Annotated in this window: 18 protein-coding genes; 11 read left to right on the top strand and 7 right to left on the bottom strand. The window is 65.6% G+C overall.

The annotated features are described in order from the left end of the window. Positions 1–14 precede the first annotated feature (14 nt). From ACWDU4_RS16465 to ACWDU4_RS16445, 5 genes are all read left to right on the top strand, one after another. Positions 15–1,256, top strand: coding sequence for an acyl-CoA dehydrogenase family protein (locus ACWDU4_RS16465; RefSeq protein ID WP_450114978.1), 1,242 nt, complete (start codon positions 15–17; stop codon positions 1,254–1,256). Continuing rightward, positions 1,253–2,488 (top strand): CaiB/BaiF CoA transferase family protein, encoded by a 1,236-nt coding sequence (locus tag ACWDU4_RS16460; RefSeq protein WP_450114977.1) that lies wholly within the window; start codon positions 1,253–1,255, stop codon positions 2,486–2,488. The genes ACWDU4_RS16465 and ACWDU4_RS16460 overlap by 4 nt, the downstream gene beginning before the upstream one ends. Before the next feature lie 70 nt (positions 2,489–2,558). Further along, entirely contained in the window at positions 2,559–3,455 is an 897-nt protein-coding gene (locus ACWDU4_RS16455; protein ID WP_450114976.1) for an enoyl-CoA hydratase, read from the top strand. Further along, complete coding sequence (locus ACWDU4_RS16450; protein WP_450114975.1) at positions 3,455–4,900, top strand: class I adenylate-forming enzyme family protein; 1,446 nt, start codon at positions 3,455–3,457, stop codon at positions 4,898–4,900. The genes ACWDU4_RS16455 and ACWDU4_RS16450 overlap by 1 nt, the downstream gene beginning before the upstream one ends. Positions 4,901–5,024: 124 nt before the next feature. Further along, entirely contained in the window at positions 5,025–5,618 is a 594-nt protein-coding gene (locus tag ACWDU4_RS16445) for a TetR family transcriptional regulator (protein ID WP_450114974.1), read from the top strand. On the opposite strand, the gene ACWDU4_RS16440 is transcribed toward ACWDU4_RS16445, so the two are convergent. Continuing rightward, entirely contained in the window at positions 5,604–5,927 is a 324-nt protein-coding gene (locus ACWDU4_RS16440; RefSeq protein WP_450114973.1) for a hypothetical protein, read from the bottom strand. The two genes, ACWDU4_RS16445 and ACWDU4_RS16440, sit on opposite strands and share 15 nt — an antisense overlap. Positions 5,928–6,172: 245 nt before the next feature. Here ACWDU4_RS16440 and ACWDU4_RS16435 point away from each other — a divergent pair, with 245 nt between their 5' ends. The 6 genes from ACWDU4_RS16435 to ACWDU4_RS16410 all read left to right on the top strand — a co-directional run bounded on the left by ACWDU4_RS16435 (position 6,173) and on the right by ACWDU4_RS16410 (position 12,484). Beyond that, positions 6,173–7,381, top strand: coding sequence for an amidohydrolase family protein (locus tag ACWDU4_RS16435; RefSeq protein WP_450114972.1), 1,209 nt, complete (start codon positions 6,173–6,175; stop codon positions 7,379–7,381). A gap of 80 nt (positions 7,382–7,461) precedes the next feature. Beyond that, positions 7,462–8,616, top strand: a complete 1,155-nt coding sequence (locus ACWDU4_RS16430) for an acyl-CoA dehydrogenase family protein (RefSeq protein ID WP_450114971.1) — start codon at positions 7,462–7,464, stop codon at positions 8,614–8,616. Further along, entirely contained in the window at positions 8,613–9,668 is a 1,056-nt protein-coding gene (locus ACWDU4_RS16425; protein ID WP_450114970.1) for an acyl-CoA dehydrogenase family protein, read from the top strand. The genes ACWDU4_RS16430 and ACWDU4_RS16425 overlap by 4 nt, the downstream gene beginning before the upstream one ends. Positions 9,669–9,759: 91 nt before the next feature. Next, on the top strand, positions 9,760–10,908 hold the full coding sequence (locus ACWDU4_RS16420; RefSeq protein WP_450114969.1) for an acyl-CoA dehydrogenase family protein: 1,149 nt from the start codon (positions 9,760–9,762) through the stop codon (positions 10,906–10,908). Between the two features lie 103 nt (positions 10,909–11,011). Continuing rightward, positions 11,012–11,875 carry an acyl-CoA thioesterase gene (locus ACWDU4_RS16415; protein WP_450114968.1) on the top strand — a complete coding sequence of 288 codons (864 nt, stop codon included), beginning with the start codon at positions 11,012–11,014 and terminating at the stop codon, positions 11,873–11,875. A gap of 159 nt (positions 11,876–12,034) precedes the next feature. Continuing rightward, positions 12,035–12,484, top strand: coding sequence for a VOC family protein (locus tag ACWDU4_RS16410; RefSeq protein WP_450114967.1), 450 nt, complete (start codon positions 12,035–12,037; stop codon positions 12,482–12,484). Positions 12,485–12,689: 205 nt separating this feature from the next. On the opposite strand, the gene ACWDU4_RS16405 is transcribed toward ACWDU4_RS16410, so the two are convergent. The 6 genes from ACWDU4_RS16405 to ACWDU4_RS16380 all read right to left on the bottom strand — a co-directional run bounded on the left by ACWDU4_RS16405 (position 12,690) and on the right by ACWDU4_RS16380 (position 17,326). After that, a complete protein-coding gene (locus tag ACWDU4_RS16405; RefSeq protein WP_450114966.1) occupies positions 12,690–13,376 on the bottom strand; it encodes an SDR family oxidoreductase in 687 nt (228 codons plus the stop codon). Between the two features lie 32 nt (positions 13,377–13,408). Then, on the bottom strand, positions 13,409–13,867 hold the full coding sequence (locus ACWDU4_RS16400; protein WP_450114965.1) for a MaoC family dehydratase: 459 nt from the start codon (positions 13,865–13,867) through the stop codon (positions 13,409–13,411). Positions 13,868–13,872: 5 nt separating this feature from the next. After that, entirely contained in the window at positions 13,873–15,009 is a 1,137-nt protein-coding gene (locus tag ACWDU4_RS16395; RefSeq protein WP_450114964.1) for an acyl-CoA dehydrogenase family protein, read from the bottom strand. A gap of 209 nt (positions 15,010–15,218) precedes the next feature. Beyond that, a complete protein-coding gene (locus ACWDU4_RS16390; protein WP_450114963.1) occupies positions 15,219–16,364 on the bottom strand; it encodes a thiolase family protein in 1,146 nt (381 codons plus the stop codon). Beyond that, positions 16,364–16,759: a Zn-ribbon domain-containing OB-fold protein gene (locus tag ACWDU4_RS16385; protein WP_450114962.1), complete on the bottom strand. Its 396-nt coding sequence runs from the start codon at positions 16,757–16,759 to the stop codon at positions 16,364–16,366. The genes ACWDU4_RS16390 and ACWDU4_RS16385 overlap by 1 nt, the downstream gene beginning before the upstream one ends. A 27-nt stretch (positions 16,760–16,786) precedes the next feature. After that, a complete protein-coding gene (locus ACWDU4_RS16380; RefSeq protein ID WP_450114961.1) occupies positions 16,787–17,326 on the bottom strand; it encodes a PaaI family thioesterase in 540 nt (179 codons plus the stop codon). Positions 17,327–17,439: the final 113 nt, after the last annotated feature.

Raw genomic sequence — 17,439 nt, 5'->3', positions numbered from 1 at the left:
TGTACTATAAGCGCATGGATGCCTCAGTAGACAGTTTCGGCGGGCTCACGCTTTCCGATGCCGACCGCGACTTCCGAGAGGAAGTGCGGGCGTGGCTCGCGGACCATCTAACGGGTGAATTCGCAGGCCAGGCGGACCGGGGCGGACCGGACGACGACGACAACTGGGAGTTGAGACGCGCCTGGGAGCTCGAACTCGGCCGCGGCAACTGGCTCGGGCTGTCGTGGCCACGCGAGTACGGCGGCCGCGGTGCGACGATGACCCAGGAGATCATCTTCGCGATGGAATATGCGCGTTCGGGTGCGCCCCCGCGCGCGGCGTTCCACGGTGAGACGCTGATGGCGCCCACTGCCCTGAGCTACGGGAGCGACGAACAGAAGCGCCGACTGCTGCTGCCGATGTCCCGCGGCGAGGTGGTCTGGTGCCAGGGATACTCCGAGCCCGGTGCCGGCTCGGACCTTGCCAATGTCGGAACACGCGCCACCCTCGACGGTTCGGAATGGGTGGTCAACGGGCAAAAGATCTGGACGACCTTCGCGCACCACGCAGACTGGATGTTCGCGATCGTGCGAACCGATCCGACCTCCACCAAGCACTCCGGGTTGTCCTATCTGCTGATTCCCATGGACCAGCCCGGCGTCACGGTTCGGCCGATTCGAACCATGCTCGGCGACAGCGGATTCAACGAGGTGTTCCTCGACGGGGCCCGGACCTCGGTGGACAACGTTCTGGGCCCCGTTGGGGAGGGCTGGAGCGCGGCGATGACCACACTCGGGCACGAGCGTGCGACCTCGGTGCTGAACTATCAGTTCTCCTTCGTGCGCGAGATGAAACAGCTCGACACGCTCGCCCGTCGGCGCGGCGCACTCGACGATCCCGCCGTCCGGAGCCGGATCGTGGATTCGTACATCGGCTTGCAGATCATGGCGTACAACAACATGCGCACCCTCCAGACAGCGCTGAAGGAGGGCAAGTTCGGCCCGGAGGCGTCGATCGGCAAGTACTACTGGTCCAAGTGGCACCAGAAGTTCACCGAAGTGGCCATGGACGTCCTGGGACCGGAAGCGCTGCTCGGCACCGAGTGGGCGACCGATGGGAGCGACGACGGGTCGGGGGTTGCCATCGACGAGGCGACCGCGATGCGGCGGGCATTCGTCCGGGCCCGCGCCGAGACCATCTACGCGGGTGCCAGCGAGATCCAGAAGAACATCATCAGTGAGCGGGTACTGAATCTGCCGAAGGAGCCCCGACGATGACCGATCCGACAGCCGCTCCTGCCGGCCTGCTCAGCGGCATTCGCATTCTCGACCTCAGCCGGATCCTGGCAGCCCCGTTCGCGACGCAGCTGCTCGGCGACCTGGGCGCCGACGTCATCAAGGTCGAACGACCTGGAGCGGGCGACGACGCACGGGACTACGGTCCGCCCTTCCACGGTGACCCCGAGGAACGCAGCTCCGGGTTCTACCTGAGCACCAACCGGAACAAGCGGTCCATCACGATCGATCACTCTCGCCCGGAGGGCGCGGACCTGATTCGCGCGCTGGCCGCAGAGTCGGACGTGCTGGTCGAGAATTTCCGCACCGGGGTGCTGGCAAGGTACGGCCTCGGCTTCGAGGACCTGCGCGCCATCAATCCGTCCCTGATCTACTGTTCCATAACAGGTTTCGGCCAAGACGGTCCCTATGCGATGCGCGCCGGATATGACGGCGTGTTCCAGGCCATGTCCGGAATGATGAGCGTGTCCGGCATTCCGGATGGCGAACCCGGCGCCGGCCCGATGAAGGTCGGTGTCTCGATGGTCGACATCCTGACAGGGCTCTACACGTCCACCGCCATCCTCGCCGCGCTTCGCCACCGCGACACCGCCGGCGGCGGCGGACAGCACATCGACATCTCGCTGCTCGACTGCGGTCTCGCTTCCCTGTCCCACTACGTGCAGAACTACCTCGTCTCCGGCACGGCCGCGCCTCGACGGGGCAACGGCGGCTTCGGCGGAATCCCCTCACAGGCCTTCCGCTGCGCCGACGGCAAGGACATCTTCGTCGTGGCGAGCACTCCCAAGCAGTTCGCCGGCCTGGCACAGGCGCTCGGGCGTCCCGAACTCGTCGACGATCCACGGTTCGCGACCGTCTCGGCTCGGATCGCCAATCGTGACCTGGTCCTGAAGGAACTGACGGACATCTTCCGGGAACGAACGGCCGCTGACTGGATCGATCGTTTGGAGGCAGCGGACGTGCCGTGCAGCCCGGTGAACTCGATCCCCGAGGTGTTCGCCAACCCGCAGGTGGTTCATCGCGGCATGCTTCGCCGGGCGGACGACGACTCGGTGGATCTGATCAGAAACCCGATTCGGTTCTCCCGAACCCCTCTCGACCGCTATCGGCGACCGCCCGCCCTCGGTGAGCACACGGCCGACGTACTGACCACCGTCCTCGACCTCGACCACGACGAGGTCGATCGACTCCGCGCCGCCGGAGTCGTCGCTTGATCACCGCCAGTTCGTGAGTGGCGGCATCGCCGCAGACCCGTTCGGCCACCGACCACAGTAAGGACCCGAGATGAGCTACAACTTCATCCGCTACGAGACCGTGGGGGCAGGCAACATCGCCCGCATCGTGCTCGATCGCCCCGAGACGCGGAACGCGCAGAACCGAGGGCTCCTCGTCGAACTCGACGAGGCCTTCCGCCGCGCCGAGCAGGACGACTCGATCGACATCATCATCCTGTCCGGCAGCGGTGCCGGCTTCTCCTCGGGCCACGACATGGGGTCGGAGACGGCTGCACTCGAAGAACTTCCCGGACCGCACCAGCATCCGACCTTCCGTATCGACGGCGGCACCGCCGAATCCCACGTCGAGCGCCGCATGCGACAGGAGTGGCACTACTACTACGAATGCACCCGGCGGTGGCGGGAACTGCGCAAGATCACCATTGCCCAGGTGCACGGCAAGGTGATCTCCGCAGGGCTGATGCTGATGTGGGCCTGTGATCTCATCGTCGCTGCCGCGGACACCCTCTTCGCCGACGTGGTTGCCGTCCGGCTGGGCATGCCCGGGGTGGAGTACATGGCGCATCCCTTCGAGCTCGGGCCGCGCCGGGCCAAGGAGCTGCTTCTCACCGGCGATGCAATCGACGCCGAGGAGGCTCATCGCATCGGCATGGTGTCCAAGGTGTTCCCCAACGATGTACTCGCCGAGCGCACCGTCGAGTTCGCAGATCGAATCGCGCGTCGGCCGGCCATGGCCCGCCTGCTGATCAAGGACTCGGTCAACGGTGCAGTGGACGCAATGGGCTTCCAGGATTCGCTGCGGCACAGTTTCGGCCTGCACCAACTCGGTCATGCCCACTGGACCGCCCTGCACGACGACAAGTTCCCCGCAGGCAAGCCCGGACCGGACATCGAGGACTGGAAGGCCGCCGGCCCTCTCCGGATCGCGGATCGACGGCTACCGTGATGGAGTTCGCAGACCATGCGGCCCTTCCCGGTCGGGCCGCCGATCGGTGGCCCGACCGGGTCGCCCTCGAGTTCGAGGGCGACACGTGGACCTTCGCACAGTTCGATCAGGCCGTCGGCCGGGCCACCACGCTCCTGGTCGAGGCAGGTGTCCGTCCTGGAATGCGGTGCGTGCTGCTGCTGGAGAACAGCCCCGAGTACCTCGTCGCGCAGTATGCGCTGTCGCGGATCGGCGCATCCTTCGTCACTCCGAACCCGTACTGGACCGACAACGAACTGACTCGCACGCTCGGGCCCGTCGGTGCGCAGGCGGTGATCGTCTCGGACCGGCACGCGCATCGCGCGGACAATCACCCGGTCCACCTGCACGTTGATCAGCTCCGTTGTGCGCTCCGCGACTCGCACATCCCGGAGACACGGTCATCCGGGCAGACGGATCCGGATCGCGAGTTGTGCATCCCGTTCTCCTCCGGGACAACCGGGCTCCCCAAGGGGGTGGCGCACAGCGCCGGCAGTCTGTCCGCCGGAGTCGCCCAGCTCGTTCGGCACCTGCAACTCTCACCCGCTGATCGGCTCCAGGTCTCCCTCCCGCTGTGCCACATCTTCGGCACGTCGATGTCGGCTGCGGCGCTGGCGGCAGGCGCCAGGATCACCCTCTTCGAGCGTTTCGAGTTCGACCGGTGTCTCCGGCATCTTCGGGAGGGCGAGGTCACTGTGTGGCCACTGGCAGGTGCGGTGGCCCACCAACTGGCCGGGCTTCCCGATCTGAGCCGCGACCACGTCCCTGCCCTCCGGTTCTTCATGTGGGGCGGCAGCGCGGTCCCTCGCCAACTCGCGTCGACGATCACCGATCGAACCGGAGTCGGCTTCCTGTGCTCGTATGGAATGACCGAGGCGTTCGCGGTTGCCTTCAACCCGGTCGACGATCCCGGTCAGTGGCGACTGGATTCCCCCGGTTTCCCCACGGTGGGAACGGAAATCAGACTCGGTAACGACGACGAGATCGAGGTGCGCAGCCCCTGCGTGGCGCGCGGATACATCAGCGGGTCATCCTCCGATGGCGATGGACCGTTCGGCACCGACGGGTGGTTCCGCACCGGCGATGTCGGCCGCGTGGACCCCGACGGTCGCCTCTGGATCCTCGATCGCCGCAAGGACATGATCAAGGTGTCCGGCTTCCAGGTTGCGCCGGCGGAGGTCGAGTACGAGCTGACGCAGCATCCCGCGGTCGCCGATGCCGCCGTGATCGGACGTCCCGACGACCGACGCGGCGAGCGGGTCGTCGCCTTCGTCGTCCCCGCCGCTCCTGTCTCGCCCGAGCAGCTGGTGGCGGCCGTGAGCGGACAGCTCGCGAGCTACAAGGTTCCGCGTGAGATCGTCTTCGTCGACGAACTTCCCCGCACGCCGGCAGGGAAACTACAGCGGGCGGCATTGCGTCACCACTGAGGCGGCCGGGAGACCTGTCCCGGCTCCGGGCCACGGTCGACCGGACACCCGCATGGCCCGACGTTGCTATCGTCGGCTTCGACCCACCCGTGTGACCGAGCAGCCGAACAGGAGAGTGGACACCATGGCCTCGCTCCGCGAGCGGAACCGCACCCGTACGCGCCGCGACATCGAGACCGCTGCCCTGGAACTGTTCGAGAAGCAGGGCTACGACGCCACGAGCGTCGACGAGATCGCGGCACTCGCGGGGGTCTCGCGTGCGACCTTCTTCCGCTACTACCCCTCCAAAGAAGAGGTGCTGTTCACCAACGAAGCCGACGCCGTTGCCGAGATGGAGGCGCACATCGCGGAGCGCGATGATCCGGGTCAGCACCTCGCCGCGTTGGCTCCCCCGATGATCCGGTTCGCGCGCAGGCTGCTCGATGGTGAGTCCTCCGAGGGACAGCGGCTCACTCGCCTGGTCATGACGACGCGTGAACTGGAAGCCCGCAGCATGCGGATGCGTCTGCGGTGGGAACGCGGAATTGCACGCCAGCTGGCCCGGGAGCGGGGAGACGAACTCCCGACCGGTTCCGACATCCTGCTCGCCAACCTCGCAGTGGCCTGCCTCGGGGCCGCCCTCTGGGTATGGAAGGCCAGCCCCGAGAAGACCTCGATCGAGCACATTCTCGAGGAGCAGTTCGCCAGCGCCCTGCGACTCTGCTCAGGATCGGACTGACGCCCTCTGCGGCTTCGGGTACACCGCGGCCAGTGTGCGCTGGTCACTCGTGCCGGCCCCGCTGTTACGAATGCTGATCCAGAGCGCTTCGAGAAAGCGCCGGGTGGTCATGCCGAACTGTTCGAAGATCTCGTCGGCCGGTGCGCCCCCGTAGGGCAACCACCTCCGCGCGAACGTCAACAGCTCATCTGCGTGCCGTTCCGGCAACTCTTCACCACGCACCGCGACCGTGCTGCTCGCTGTCCGGTGATTCGGCACCGTCTTCGAGTTGCGCAGAAGGCGTTCGTATCCCGCCCGCTTCGGCTCCATGAATCCACCTCCGACTTGTACGTGTTCACTTCAGTCGACCGCGCCAACCACTAAAGCATAATTATATAGATCATTGGATATTGCGCGACAAGATCCAGAACTGATACTCTGTCTCACAACGGTGGCAGCGACCATCGCATCCGGGTGGCTCCCCCCTCACGCGCGCAGCGGAACCACCCATCAGACCCGCGGTGGTCACACCCACCGGACTTCCCCTGCCGAGACCACACACCCGGAGGCGAGCAATGGCACTGATCCAGAACTCTGTGGGACAGCTTCCCTACCTGCTGGCAGACTTCGACCAGCACTCCTACGAGGCGATGGACGCGTTCACACGCTTCATGCCGAAGAACAAGCTGCACACGGCGGTTCGGCCCATCGAGGCACCCGGCTTCGACCGCAAGGTCCTCCTCGCGAACGACCGGATCGTCACCGCACTCGAAGCAGATCTCGAGCAGGCATACGTGCCTGGCTCCCTCGTCGAGATGCTCAAGCAGCGCGCCTCGGGTAACGCGACCGACGCCGAGCGCTTCTACGAGCCCATCCAGCCGGAGTACCGCGACCGGGACAAGCGCCTGATCCAACTCGCCGAGCAGCAGATCGAGAAGACCGTCATGTACCCGGGCGGCTGGGGACTCCTCGCGGAGGCCTACCTCGACGACACCGAGGTGCTCTACGACAACCTCGAGGCCTTCAACCGCTGGATCGACGAGGACTGGGGATTCTGCTACAAGGACACCATCCACGCTCCGGCCCTGCTGTCGCTGCGAGACCTCGACCGTGCCTGCGCCGAACTCGACCGGGTTCTCGCAGCCGGTGCGCGATTCATCATGCTGCCGGCCGGACCCGCCTACGGCCGGTCCCCGGGCGATCCGTACTTCGACCCCTTCTGGGCGCGCATCAACGAGGCGAAGGTGGTTGTCTCGTACCACATCTCCGAGTTCCACTACCAGGCCAACGTCGCCAAGGACTGGGGGTGGAAGGTTGGCCCGCCGTTCCAGTTCTCGGCATGGCAGTGGCAGAACACCTACGGTGAACGACCCATCACCGACACCCTCTCGGCGCTGATCTTCGACAATCTGTTCGGTCGTTTCCCGAACATCAAGGTCCTGGTCAGCGAGTTCGGCGCCGAGTGGATACCGCACTTCATCCGGCACATGGACAAGAGCCGCGGGATGGCCCGCAACGGCCGTTGGCTCGGTGGCCAGCTGTCCGAGCGGCCGAGCACGATCTTCAAGAACCACATCCGCGTGGTGCCGTACCCCGAGGACGACACCGTTGCCATGGCCGACAAGCTGGGGACCGTGGAGTGCCTGCTCATGGGTTCGGACTGGCCCCACGCAGAGGGGCTGCGCGAGCCCGCGGACTTCTTCCAGAAGGTCGAGGGCCTCGGCGACGACCGGCGTCGACTCTTCCTGCGCGACAACGGTCTGAGCCTGTTCACCGGCGCCTGAGACGCATTGACCCGGCGCGGCGCCGGACACCTCTCCCGCCCCGGCGCCGCGCCTTCCTTCGAGTAAGAGGTGATCCGACCATGATCAGGTTGGTACCGGATGTGGTCCCGCTCCCCGCGGAGACCAACGACCTTCGCATCGCGGTCCGGGAGTTCCTCGCCGCGGATCGTGCGCAACACCGCTGGGAACCCCGGGTGGACTCCTGGATCTCGTCGTGGGATCCGGAGTTCAGTCAGCGCCTCGCGCGTCAGGGCTGGGTCGGCATGACTGTGCCGACCAAGTTCGGCGGCCCGGGCCGTTCTCACCTCGAGCGCTTCGTCGTCACCGAGGAACTCCTCGCCCAGGGCGCACCGGTCGCGGCGCACTGGGTCGCCGACCGTCAGGTGGCACCTGCGCTCGTCCGACACGGAAATGACGAGCAGCGCGAACGCTACCTGGCCCGGATCGTCGACGGCAGTTGCTACTTCGCCATCGGCATGAGCGAGCCCGAGGCAGGCTCGGACCTCGCGGCAGTCCGCACCCGGGGTGTTCGAGTCGACGGTGGCTGGCAGGTCAGCGGGACCAAGGTCTGGACTTCCGGCGCTCACCACAGCGAGGCCTTCTTCGTCCTGGCCCGGACATCGGACCTCGATCCGGCACACCGTCACGACGGTCTCAGCCAGTTCCTCGTGCCGCTCGACTCTCCGGGTATCGAGATCCGGCCGATCAAGCTGATGACCGGCCAACATCACTTCAACGAGGTCGTCCTCGAGCGCGTCTTCATACCGGACGAGATGGTTGTCGGAACCGTCGGGGCCGGCTGGCGTCAGGTCGGCTCCGAACTCGGCTTCGAACGCAGTGGCCCCGAGCGCTTCCTGTCGCCACAGCCGCTACTCGATCGGGTGGCATCGCGACTGGACTCCGCGGACAGCGGCGCGATGACGGCACTCGGCGGACTAATCGCCGAACTGCTCACCCTGCGCCGGCTGTCCGGATCGGTCGCGCGTGCCCTGTCCGCCAACGAATCCGCCGACCTGAGTACGGCAGTCGTCAAGGAAATCGGGACAGCCTACGAGCAGCACCTGGTGAGTGCGTGCGCCGAGTTGGTCCCGGACGTCCGGCCCGATCCCGACTCGGGCGACGAGTTGTCTCGCCTGCTCGCGGAGGGACTGCTCCACTCCCCCGGCTTCACACTGCGCGGTGGCACCAGCGAGATTCTCCGCGGCGTCATCGCTCGAGGATTGGGACTCCGATGACAACGACACTGCACACACCCTCCGCGGACGAACTCGACGCGCTCCGCGAACTGGCTGACGACATGTTCGCCGCGATTGTCGAGCCCCACCTGCACAGCCCCACAGTGATGCTTCCCTTCGAACCGAACGCCTGGGATCTCCTCGGAACGTCGGGCCTGACACTGCTGACCACGCCGGAATCCTCGGGCGGCAGCGGTGCCGGATTTGTCGAGGCTTCGGTTCTCCTCGACCGCGCGGGATTCCACGCGCTCCCCGCCCCGCTCGGGGAGACCGACCTCCTGGCCTCGTGGCTGCTCACCCGGATCGGTCGCAACTCTTCCGGCGGACCCGCCGTGGCGCTCCCGGTCGATTTGCCACTGTCACAACTCGCCGACTCGGAAGCGGTAGCTTCTGCTCCGTGGGCCGCCGTCGCCTCCGAACTCGTCCTCGTCGGGCCCGATTTCATCGCAGCGGTCCCCCATGAACAGGCGACCGTCACCCCCGTCGGTGATCTCGCGGGCGAGCACAGCGCCACTGTCCGTGTCTCCGGCCGTGACCTCGACCCGATGCCGGCGTCCTCGGATCTGCGCGACGAACTACGGGTCCGAGGAGCCTGGATCCGCTCGATTCAGACCTGTGGAGCACTGGAGCGCGCTCTCGATCTCGCAATCTCGCATGTGACCGAGCGACATCAATTCGGCAGGCCGCTGGCCAAGTTCCAGGCCGTACAGGACCTGATCGCCCGGTCGGTCGGTCTGCTCACCACAGCCAAGGCCGCCACCGCGCACGCTGTCACTGTCGCCGCCGACGAGGGCTTCGCCACCGAGAACGCCTTCGTGGCGACGGCGGCGGCCAAGATCTCGGCCGGACAGGCCGCCGTCGGAGTCAGCCGCAACGTGCATCAAGCACTGGGTGCGATCGGCTTCACCCTCGATCACCAACTCCGGCACTTCACCACCCGCGCCCTCGCCTGGAATCGAGACTTCGGAACCCCGACCGAGTGGTCGGCCCAGCTGGGGCGTCATGCCCTGGGCTCCGGGCTGTCGGTGTGGGAGTACGCGGTCGCGCACTGACTCCGCGCACCGCGACCGAACAGCCAATCCACTTACCTCATTGTTCACCGCAGGACGGTCACCGTTCCTGGACCAGATGGAGTGACAACCGATGCGACGTAACATCTTCGAGCCCGAGCACGACGAGTTCCGGTCGACTGCCCGGTCGTTCTTCGAGACCCACTGTGCACCGCACTCGGTTGAGTGGGAGGAACGGGGCTACGCGGACCGCGATGCCTGGATCGAGGCGGGAAAGCTGGGACTGATCGGGTGGGACATGCCCGAGGAGTTCGGTGGCGCCGGCATCGAAGACTTCCGCTTCAATGCGATCCTCAACGAGGAATACCACGCGACCGGAGCGGTCGGGATCGGCCTCGGCGTCCAGAACGACATTCTCGCCCCGTACTTCCGGGATCTGACGACGGACGAGCAGAAGCAGCGATGGCTTCCGAAATACGTTGCCGGCGAGTACATCACCGCCATCGCGATGTCCGAACCCGGCGCCGGATCGGACCTCGCCAACGTCAAGACCACCGCGCGACGAGAGGGCGACCACTTCATCGTCAACGGCGCCAAGACCTTCATCTCGAACGGCATGCTCGCCGACCTTGTGGTCGTGGTCTGCCGCACCGATCCCGATGCGGACAAGCCCCACAAGGGAATCAGCCTGATCGTGGTGGAAACCGGCATGGAGGGATTCACCCGGGGTCGCAACCTCGACAAGATTGGGCAGAAAGCTGCCGACACGGCGGAACTGTTCTTCGACAACGTCAAGGTTCCGGTCGAGAACCTCCTCGGAGAGGAGAACCGCGGTTTCTACCACCTGATGCGGAATCTTCCCGCCGAGCGGCTCGCGATCGGCGTTCACGCCGTGGCCCAGGCTCGACGAGCGGTTCACCTGGCAAGCGAATACGCCCACGAGCGAAAGGCATTCGGCCAGGAGATCGGTAAGTTCCAGGTCAACCGGCACGCCCTCGCGCAGATGAAGATCGAGGTCGACGTCATGCAGGTCTACGTCGACGAGTGCATCATGCGAGTCAACTCGGGTGAGCTGACCGCCGAGGAGGCTGCCGGCGCCAAGTGGTGGACCACCGAAACCCAGTGGAAGATCGTCGACCGCTGCCTCCAACTGCACGGGGGCTACGGCTACATGAACGAGTACGAGATCGCCAGGCTGTGGCGTGACGCGCGGGTCCAGCGAATCTACGGCGGCACAAACGAGATCATGCTCGATCTGGTCGGACGCAAGCTCGGCTACTGATAGTGACGGACCGCCCCGGGTCGCGACAGCGATCCGGGGCGGTGGTGTCGGTACTGCCCTACCCCCGAACGAGGCCCTGCCACATCCCGCACGAGGAGCCCCCATGTCCGTGACGCACCGCGACCTCCTGGATCTCATCGACGTCGAACAAATTGGGCCGGCCCTCTTCGAGGGCAGGCCCACTCGCTACCGTCTCCCCCGGGTCTTCGGTGGCCAGGTCGCCGGCATGGCGATGGAGGCCGCCGCTCGAACACTCACGCCTCCCTGGCCGGCGCACTCGGTGCAGAGCCAGTTTCTGCGCCCGGGCGACCCGGACCTGCCGATTCGGTTCGAAGTGGACATCTCCCGAGACGGCGGATCGTTCGCGAGTCGCAATGTCGATGCCTACCAGGGTGAGAGGCGTCTGTTCTCGGCTCGCATGTCCTACCACCGCCCGGTGACTGGGAGATACGAACATCAGTTGCAAGCCCCGTCCGCGCCTGGTCCGGACGCGTTGCCGAGCGCTGCCGACCTCGCTCGTGAGGTCCCCGACGAGTGGCCGCAGTTCTACCTGGAGTGGGACGGGCTCGACATCCGGGTGGCTCCAGGCAACCTCCGACGGTCCCCGATGGCAAGCACCGGTACGAGTGCACGGTCACAGGTCTGGATGCGCGTGACACAGCCGCTCGGAACCGTGCCCCAGAATGCGCACACTTCCCTGCTGACGTGCATCTCCGATCTCACTTTCCTCTCCACATCTCTTGTACCGCACGGTATTCCTCCCAAACATCCCGAGATAATGATCGCATCGCTCGATCACTGCCTCTGGTTCCACCGACCCTTCCGAGTCGACGAATGGCTGCTCTACGACCAGGTGTCCCCGACCGCATACGCGGGACGCGGATTGTGCAGGGGCGAGTTCTACACCGCAGACGGCGCGCACGTGGCATCGGTTGTCCAGGAGGGTCTCATCCGGCCGCTCACCTGAGGATCGGACAACCTGAAATCCCCTGTGATCGCGTCATTCCACTGTTCCTACCCCTGATTCACCGATTGTGAGATCCCGCTGATCCCACCACGCGGAAAGGACCACGATGACCAGCCACCCAGTCACAACTGAGAGGACCCCACAGTGAAGTTCGAGCGAATGGAACTCCTCGGCGTAATGGTGCAGGACCTCGACAAGGCGATGGCGTTGTTCGAGGACCTCTTCGACCTGGAATTCGAGCAGTTGGTCTTTCCCGACGACATCGACTTCGTAGACATCCCGGTCGACGATCCGGGGGAAGTGCTGCGACCTCTCGATGGCTTCCGCTGTGCGTTCGATCGTTCAGGCTTCTTCGAGCTGATCGAGCGCCCGGAAGGGCCCGAGGGCGTGTGGAGCCTGCACTACAAGGTCACCGATCTCGACGAGGCCAAGGCGAGATTCCTGGGGAAGGGCCTCCGTCTGGTACGCGAGTTCGTCCTCGGCAACGCGCGCGAGCTCGTCTTCGCCAGCGACGCTTCCCACGGCCTTCGCATCTGCCTGCTCGAGTACGAAGGAGACGTGTTGACCGACGCGATGTTCAAGCGTGCGGGAACCACGCCGGGCGAATGATCACCTAGGCCTGTTCGCGGGAGTTCCACAGTCCCGGCAGGCGCAAGGTCGGGCAAGCCAAGGGACTCCCCCGCACGGGCGGTCCCGCGGCCACCGCGGCAGGAAGAAGGCGAGCGCCGCGGATCGGCCAATAGAGCCACGTATCCCACGATGTCGAGGTCCCACCTCATGAGGATCGACATCGTGGGATACGTGGATGATGGAGTCAGCCCGAGACAGGGACGCGTGCTCCGCTGACTGCACTGCTCGCATCGGAGACCAGGAAGGCCACGGTCTCGGCAATCCGTTCGCCGGACACCCACCCCTGTCGAGTGGACTCCGGCTGTGCGGCCCGGTTGGCGGGTGTGTCGATCACCGAGGGCACGATCGCGTTGGCCCTGATCCCGACGTCCCGGTACTCGACCGCGATCGTCTCCAGGAAGGCTGCGACAGCTGCTTTCGCCGTGATGTAGCCCGCGGCGCCGGCGAAGGGGGCGGTGGCAGCTCGTGCCGACACCCCCACGATCGATCCGCCGCCCGCGGCCGCCAATCTCGGCACCGCGGCCTGGGTGAGCAGGTAGAGGGCTCGGAGATTCAACCGGATCATCCTGTCGAACTCGTCGATCGGAGTGTCTGCCACCAACCCTCCCATCGCGAATCCCCCCACGAGGTTCACGACTGCCCTCAACGGAGCACCGTCGATCCCCGACGCTGCATCGACCACTCCCCGGACCTGCGCCTCATCGAACAGATCCGCGCGCAACAGAGTGAGCGCCTCCGACTCGGGCAGCCGACCGACCTGGGACTCGACGACCCACGGAACGACGACATGCCAGCCCTGCTCGAGCAGGGCGATCACCACAGCCACTCCGAGACCACCCGTGCCGCCAGACACGATCACCGTACGGCCCATCCGATTGCCTCCCTCTTCAGGCGTGAGCGCGCTCAGAACGCGACCCTGCTGACCGTTTCCGCGATCAATGCCGGCTTTTCCTTGCCCTCGATCTCCATCGTCTGACGGATGATCATCTGGAGCGAACCGTCGGGAAGGGCATCGGCGGACAACAGCGTCGCGCGAAGACGCAGGCGCGATCCAACGAGAACCGGATTGACGAAGCGAACCTTGTTCGACCCGTAGTTGATGCCCATCTTCGACCCGGAGATCTCGAAGATCTGCCAGCCGAGCATCGGAACCAGGGAGAGGGTCAGGTATCCGTGCGCGATCGGACCACCGAAGGGGCTTTCCGCGTGGGCTCGCTCGACGTCCACGTGGATCCACTGGTTGTCGCCTGTGGCCTCGGCGAACTGGTTGATGCGGTCCTGGGTGACAACGATCCAGTCGCTGACGCCGAGTTCCTCGCCGACCGCGCCCACGATGTCATCGGCGGAGGTGAATGTTCGCATGTGTCTTACCCTTTCGCGGCCGCGTTCGGTACGAGGCCGATGAGTTCTTCCAGTCGTGCACGATGATGTGCCGGAGATCCGAAGAGAAGTTCGGAAGCCTTGGCGCGCTTGAAGTAGAGATGAGCATGGTGCTCCCAGGTGAACCCGATGCCACCGTGCATCTGAATGCTCTCGGCGGCGATGTGATAGAACGCCTCCGAGCAGTAGGTCTTGGCGATCGCGGCCGCCTGCGGGAGATCGTCCGATCCCTCCTGGATCGCAGTGCTGGCGTAGGTTGCCGCTGACCGGGCCGATTCGAGTTCGACGAGCATGTCGGCGCAACGGTGCTTGAGAGCCTGGAAGGAGCCGATCGGGCGTCCGAACTGAGTGCGCACCTTGAGGTACTCGACCGTCCGATCCAGTACCTCGGCAGCGGCGCCCACCTGCTCGCAGGCCAATGCCACCGAGGCAATGTCGGCCACCTTTTCGAGGATCGCCGCTGCGGCACCGGGTTCGCCGAGCAATCTCGCCGGGGCCTCGGAGAACTCCACCCTTCCGAAGCTCCGTGTCAGGTCCATCACCGTCAACGGAGTGACCCCGACCTCCGGCCGAGGCAAATCGACCACGAACAGCGAGGGCCCGGCCTCGGTCTGCGCGGCCACGATCACGAAATCGGCGCACACGGCGTCGAGCACATAGGCCTTGGTCCCGGAGATTCGCCATCCGTCCGCGCCCTGGTGTGCAGAGGTCCGGCCGGTGGAAGCGATCACCAGGGCGTCGTCGCTCGCGGCGAGCGTGCCGAGCCTGGCTCCCTCCGCGAGTCCGGGCAGGAGTTCACCCGCCAGCGATACGTCGTCGGCGAGCAGCAGCGTGTACGTCGCCAGCACGCCCGACGACAGTAGCGGCGCGGCTAGCAGCGACCGACCGGCTTCTTCCAGGACGATGCTCAGTTCGCCGAAGCCGAACCCCGCGCCACCGAACTCCTCGGGCACCGCGAGCGCGGGAGCACCGATCTGCTCGGAAAGCGCTGCCCACGCCTCCGGATCGAACGGGGCGTCCGCATCCATCAGCTCCCTGACCTGCGTCTCGGTCGAGAACTTCGACGTGAACGACCGCACGACCTCGCGTAGCGCCTGCTGTTCCTCGGTTACCGTGAATCCCATGTAAACCCCTTCGACTCTCGTCGACGTGGGTACACCGCATCCGAGCCCGATATCGGCGGACCGCCACGGACACGTGTGCGCGAATCCTCGCACCCCGTCGACCTTTGGTTACTCCGTTGCCATCGCCGCGCGTCGTGCTCGCGGGGGTGGCGACGCGTCTTGATGTGCCGTCAGCCGATCGCCGTCGGCCGCGCCCGCACCAGGCGTGGTCAGCGCACCAGAATGCTGACCGCTCCGGTTCCAGGGTTGCCGTACAGGTGGGTGTATCCCACGGATGGGACCTTCTCGATCTGACGAGAACCGGCCTGCCCACGCATCTGCAGAACGACCTCATGGATCTGCCGGAGCCCCGAGGCTCCGATCGGCTCACCGTTCGCAATCAACCCACCGTCGGTGTTCACCGGAAGTCCACCGGTGATCTCGGTGTGCCCGTCCGCGATGAGCTTCTCCTGATCTCCATCGGCGCAGAACCCGTTCTCCGCCAAATGCATGATCTCCGACCCTGCATCGGTGTCCTGCAGCTGCGCGACGCCGACATCCTCCGGCGCAACCCCGGCGATCTCGAATGCTGCCCGCGAGGCGTCGACCGTAGGGCTCGGCGCTCCGGCCAGCGGGAGTGACGGGCTCTGCATCTCGAATGAGCCCTCTCGCCGGCTCCGCAGGACCGAGGCGCGCAGCTCGATCGGCGTGGAGTTGTACTTGCGGGCCAGATCGGATCGACACAGCACGACAGCCGCCGCGCCCTCGTCGGGAGCGCAGTACATGTACTGGGTCAGGGGGTAGTTCAGATAGGGCGCCGCCAGAATGGCCTCCTCCGACATCGGCTTCCTGCGCCACGCCAGCTCGTTTCGCTCACCGTTACGCATCGCCTTGGCCGCGACCCGGGCAAGGGTCTGGGGTGTGATGCCATGATCGCTCATGTACCGGTTGATCTTCATGCCGAAGAAATGTGTGGTGAGGAACAGTCCGGTCTCCGCGTACCAGTTCGGAAGCCCGAGCACGGACGGATCGGCGGAGAAGGCGCCCTTCGGGTGCTTGTCGAAGCCCACGGCGACGGCGATGTCCGCTTCACCGTGCTCAATCGCCTTGGCGGCCATCGACAGTGACGTGTTGGCCGTCGCGCATCCGTTGAAGACGCCGTAGATCGGGATGCCGGTCAGCCCCATCTTGCCCACGATCGAGTCCGGATTGGACACTTCGAGGCTGCCAGCGAATGCGATCTGCACATCGGACCAGGTGACTCCGGCGTCACTCAGCGCCGAGCGCAGCGCCTCGGCGCCCATGTCGAGCGCGGACTTGCCGGGAAAGCGTCCGAAGGGATGCATTCCCACGCCGATGATCGATACGCCTGCCATCACTGGTCTCCTTCTGCACGGTCCGGCACCGGAGCGAATGCAAACGTTTCGCCGCCCGCGAAGGGCTCGACAACAACTCGCATCCGCCCTCCGATGGTCAACTCCGCGGGATCACACGTGGTCAACCTGCCTTCGACGAGAGGTCCCTCGTCGAACTCCAGGTAGCCAACCCCGTAGGGGCGAAACTCGCCGTCCGGCAGGGCCGGCGGCGACGGAGGCGGAAACTCCTGACTCGTCCACGTGTAGAGCCGGCCCTCGGGACCGAGTTCCACGATCTCTTGCCCCGGCTCCGCCGGAAAGACCAGGTGCTCCGACAAGGAGGACCTCGAGGCGATCAGGTACACACTGTCACCGTCGACCCTGAACAAGTCGCTCGGCGGTACGAAGGTCGTCATGACGAAAGAGTACCATCAGCTAAACTATTAATCTATACCTTGCTGCCCGGACAGCCACTGCCGATGGTTCTCGAAATGGCTTGCCGGACGGCTGATCATGATGGCATCGGCCTCCGCCAGGAGCGCCCCGGAGGATGCGAGCTCCAGCGTTGCCCGGACGAAGTTCTTGCGACCTTCCCGTCGGTCGATCCAAGCCCGGCCGAATAGTTCCCAGCCGATCGGCACTGGCCGTCGGTAGACAACGGTGAGGGTGCCCGTCACGGCGAACTCCCCATTCAACGTCAAGGTGTGCCCGGCGAGTTCGTCCATGACGGCCGAGGTCCAGCCACCATGCGCCACCTCCGGTCCGCCCTCCTGATCGGAGGGGCACACCACACGACTGATCACCACACCGTCCGCGCCCAGATCCTCGCTCTCGATTCCGAATCGACAACGGTTGCGCCTTCGGCAACCGTGGCACAGTGCAACTCCGGTCGGTGATTCCGGTGCGTAGAACTCGGAGGAGGGGCCGTCCCCACTCACCGCGGCGATCCGATCACTCTCCCCTGCACTGCCATTCGCCTGCATGCTGCCCCTTCCCCGTCCGCGCTTCCCTCCGGGACGAGAGTTGTCGAATGCAGTCGGAGCACCGCCCAGGTGCGAAACATGCCCCGACAGATGCAAGTGGTGGGGCCGAGCGG

The organism is Rhodococcus sp. NPDC003348 (assembly GCF_053589375.1).
This window is presented reverse-complemented; position numbering and strand designations above follow the sequence as displayed.

Coding starts and splice junctions, on each gene's coding strand:
- ACWDU4_RS16465 (WP_450114978.1), top strand. CDS start 15: ATGGATGCCTCAGTAGACAGTTTCGGCGGGCTCACGCTTTCCGATGCC.
- ACWDU4_RS16460 (WP_450114977.1), top strand. CDS start 1,253: ATGACCGATCCGACAGCCGCTCCTGCCGGCCTGCTCAGCGGCATTCGC.
- ACWDU4_RS16455 (WP_450114976.1), top strand. CDS start 2,559: ATGAGCTACAACTTCATCCGCTACGAGACCGTGGGGGCAGGCAACATC.
- ACWDU4_RS16450 (WP_450114975.1), top strand. CDS start 3,455: ATGGAGTTCGCAGACCATGCGGCCCTTCCCGGTCGGGCCGCCGATCGG.
- ACWDU4_RS16445 (WP_450114974.1), top strand. CDS start 5,025: ATGGCCTCGCTCCGCGAGCGGAACCGCACCCGTACGCGCCGCGACATC.
- ACWDU4_RS16440 (WP_450114973.1), bottom strand. CDS start 5,927: ATGGAGCCGAAGCGGGCGGGATACGAACGCCTTCTGCGCAACTCGAAG.
- ACWDU4_RS16435 (WP_450114972.1), top strand. CDS start 6,173: ATGGCACTGATCCAGAACTCTGTGGGACAGCTTCCCTACCTGCTGGCA.
- ACWDU4_RS16430 (WP_450114971.1), top strand. CDS start 7,462: ATGATCAGGTTGGTACCGGATGTGGTCCCGCTCCCCGCGGAGACCAAC.
- ACWDU4_RS16425 (WP_450114970.1), top strand. CDS start 8,613: ATGACAACGACACTGCACACACCCTCCGCGGACGAACTCGACGCGCTC.
- ACWDU4_RS16420 (WP_450114969.1), top strand. CDS start 9,760: ATGCGACGTAACATCTTCGAGCCCGAGCACGACGAGTTCCGGTCGACT.
- ACWDU4_RS16415 (WP_450114968.1), top strand. CDS start 11,012: ATGTCCGTGACGCACCGCGACCTCCTGGATCTCATCGACGTCGAACAA.
- ACWDU4_RS16410 (WP_450114967.1), top strand. CDS start 12,035: ATGGAACTCCTCGGCGTAATGGTGCAGGACCTCGACAAGGCGATGGCG.
- ACWDU4_RS16405 (WP_450114966.1), bottom strand. CDS start 13,376: ATGGGCCGTACGGTGATCGTGTCTGGCGGCACGGGTGGTCTCGGAGTG.
- ACWDU4_RS16400 (WP_450114965.1), bottom strand. CDS start 13,867: ATGCGAACATTCACCTCCGCCGATGACATCGTGGGCGCGGTCGGCGAG.
- ACWDU4_RS16395 (WP_450114964.1), bottom strand. CDS start 15,009: ATGGGATTCACGGTAACCGAGGAACAGCAGGCGCTACGCGAGGTCGTG.
- ACWDU4_RS16390 (WP_450114963.1), bottom strand. CDS start 16,364: ATGGCAGGCGTATCGATCATCGGCGTGGGAATGCATCCCTTCGGACGC.
- ACWDU4_RS16385 (WP_450114962.1), bottom strand. CDS start 16,759: ATGACGACCTTCGTACCGCCGAGCGACTTGTTCAGGGTCGACGGTGAC.
- ACWDU4_RS16380 (WP_450114961.1), bottom strand. CDS start 17,326: ATGCAGGCGAATGGCAGTGCAGGGGAGAGTGATCGGATCGCCGCGGTG.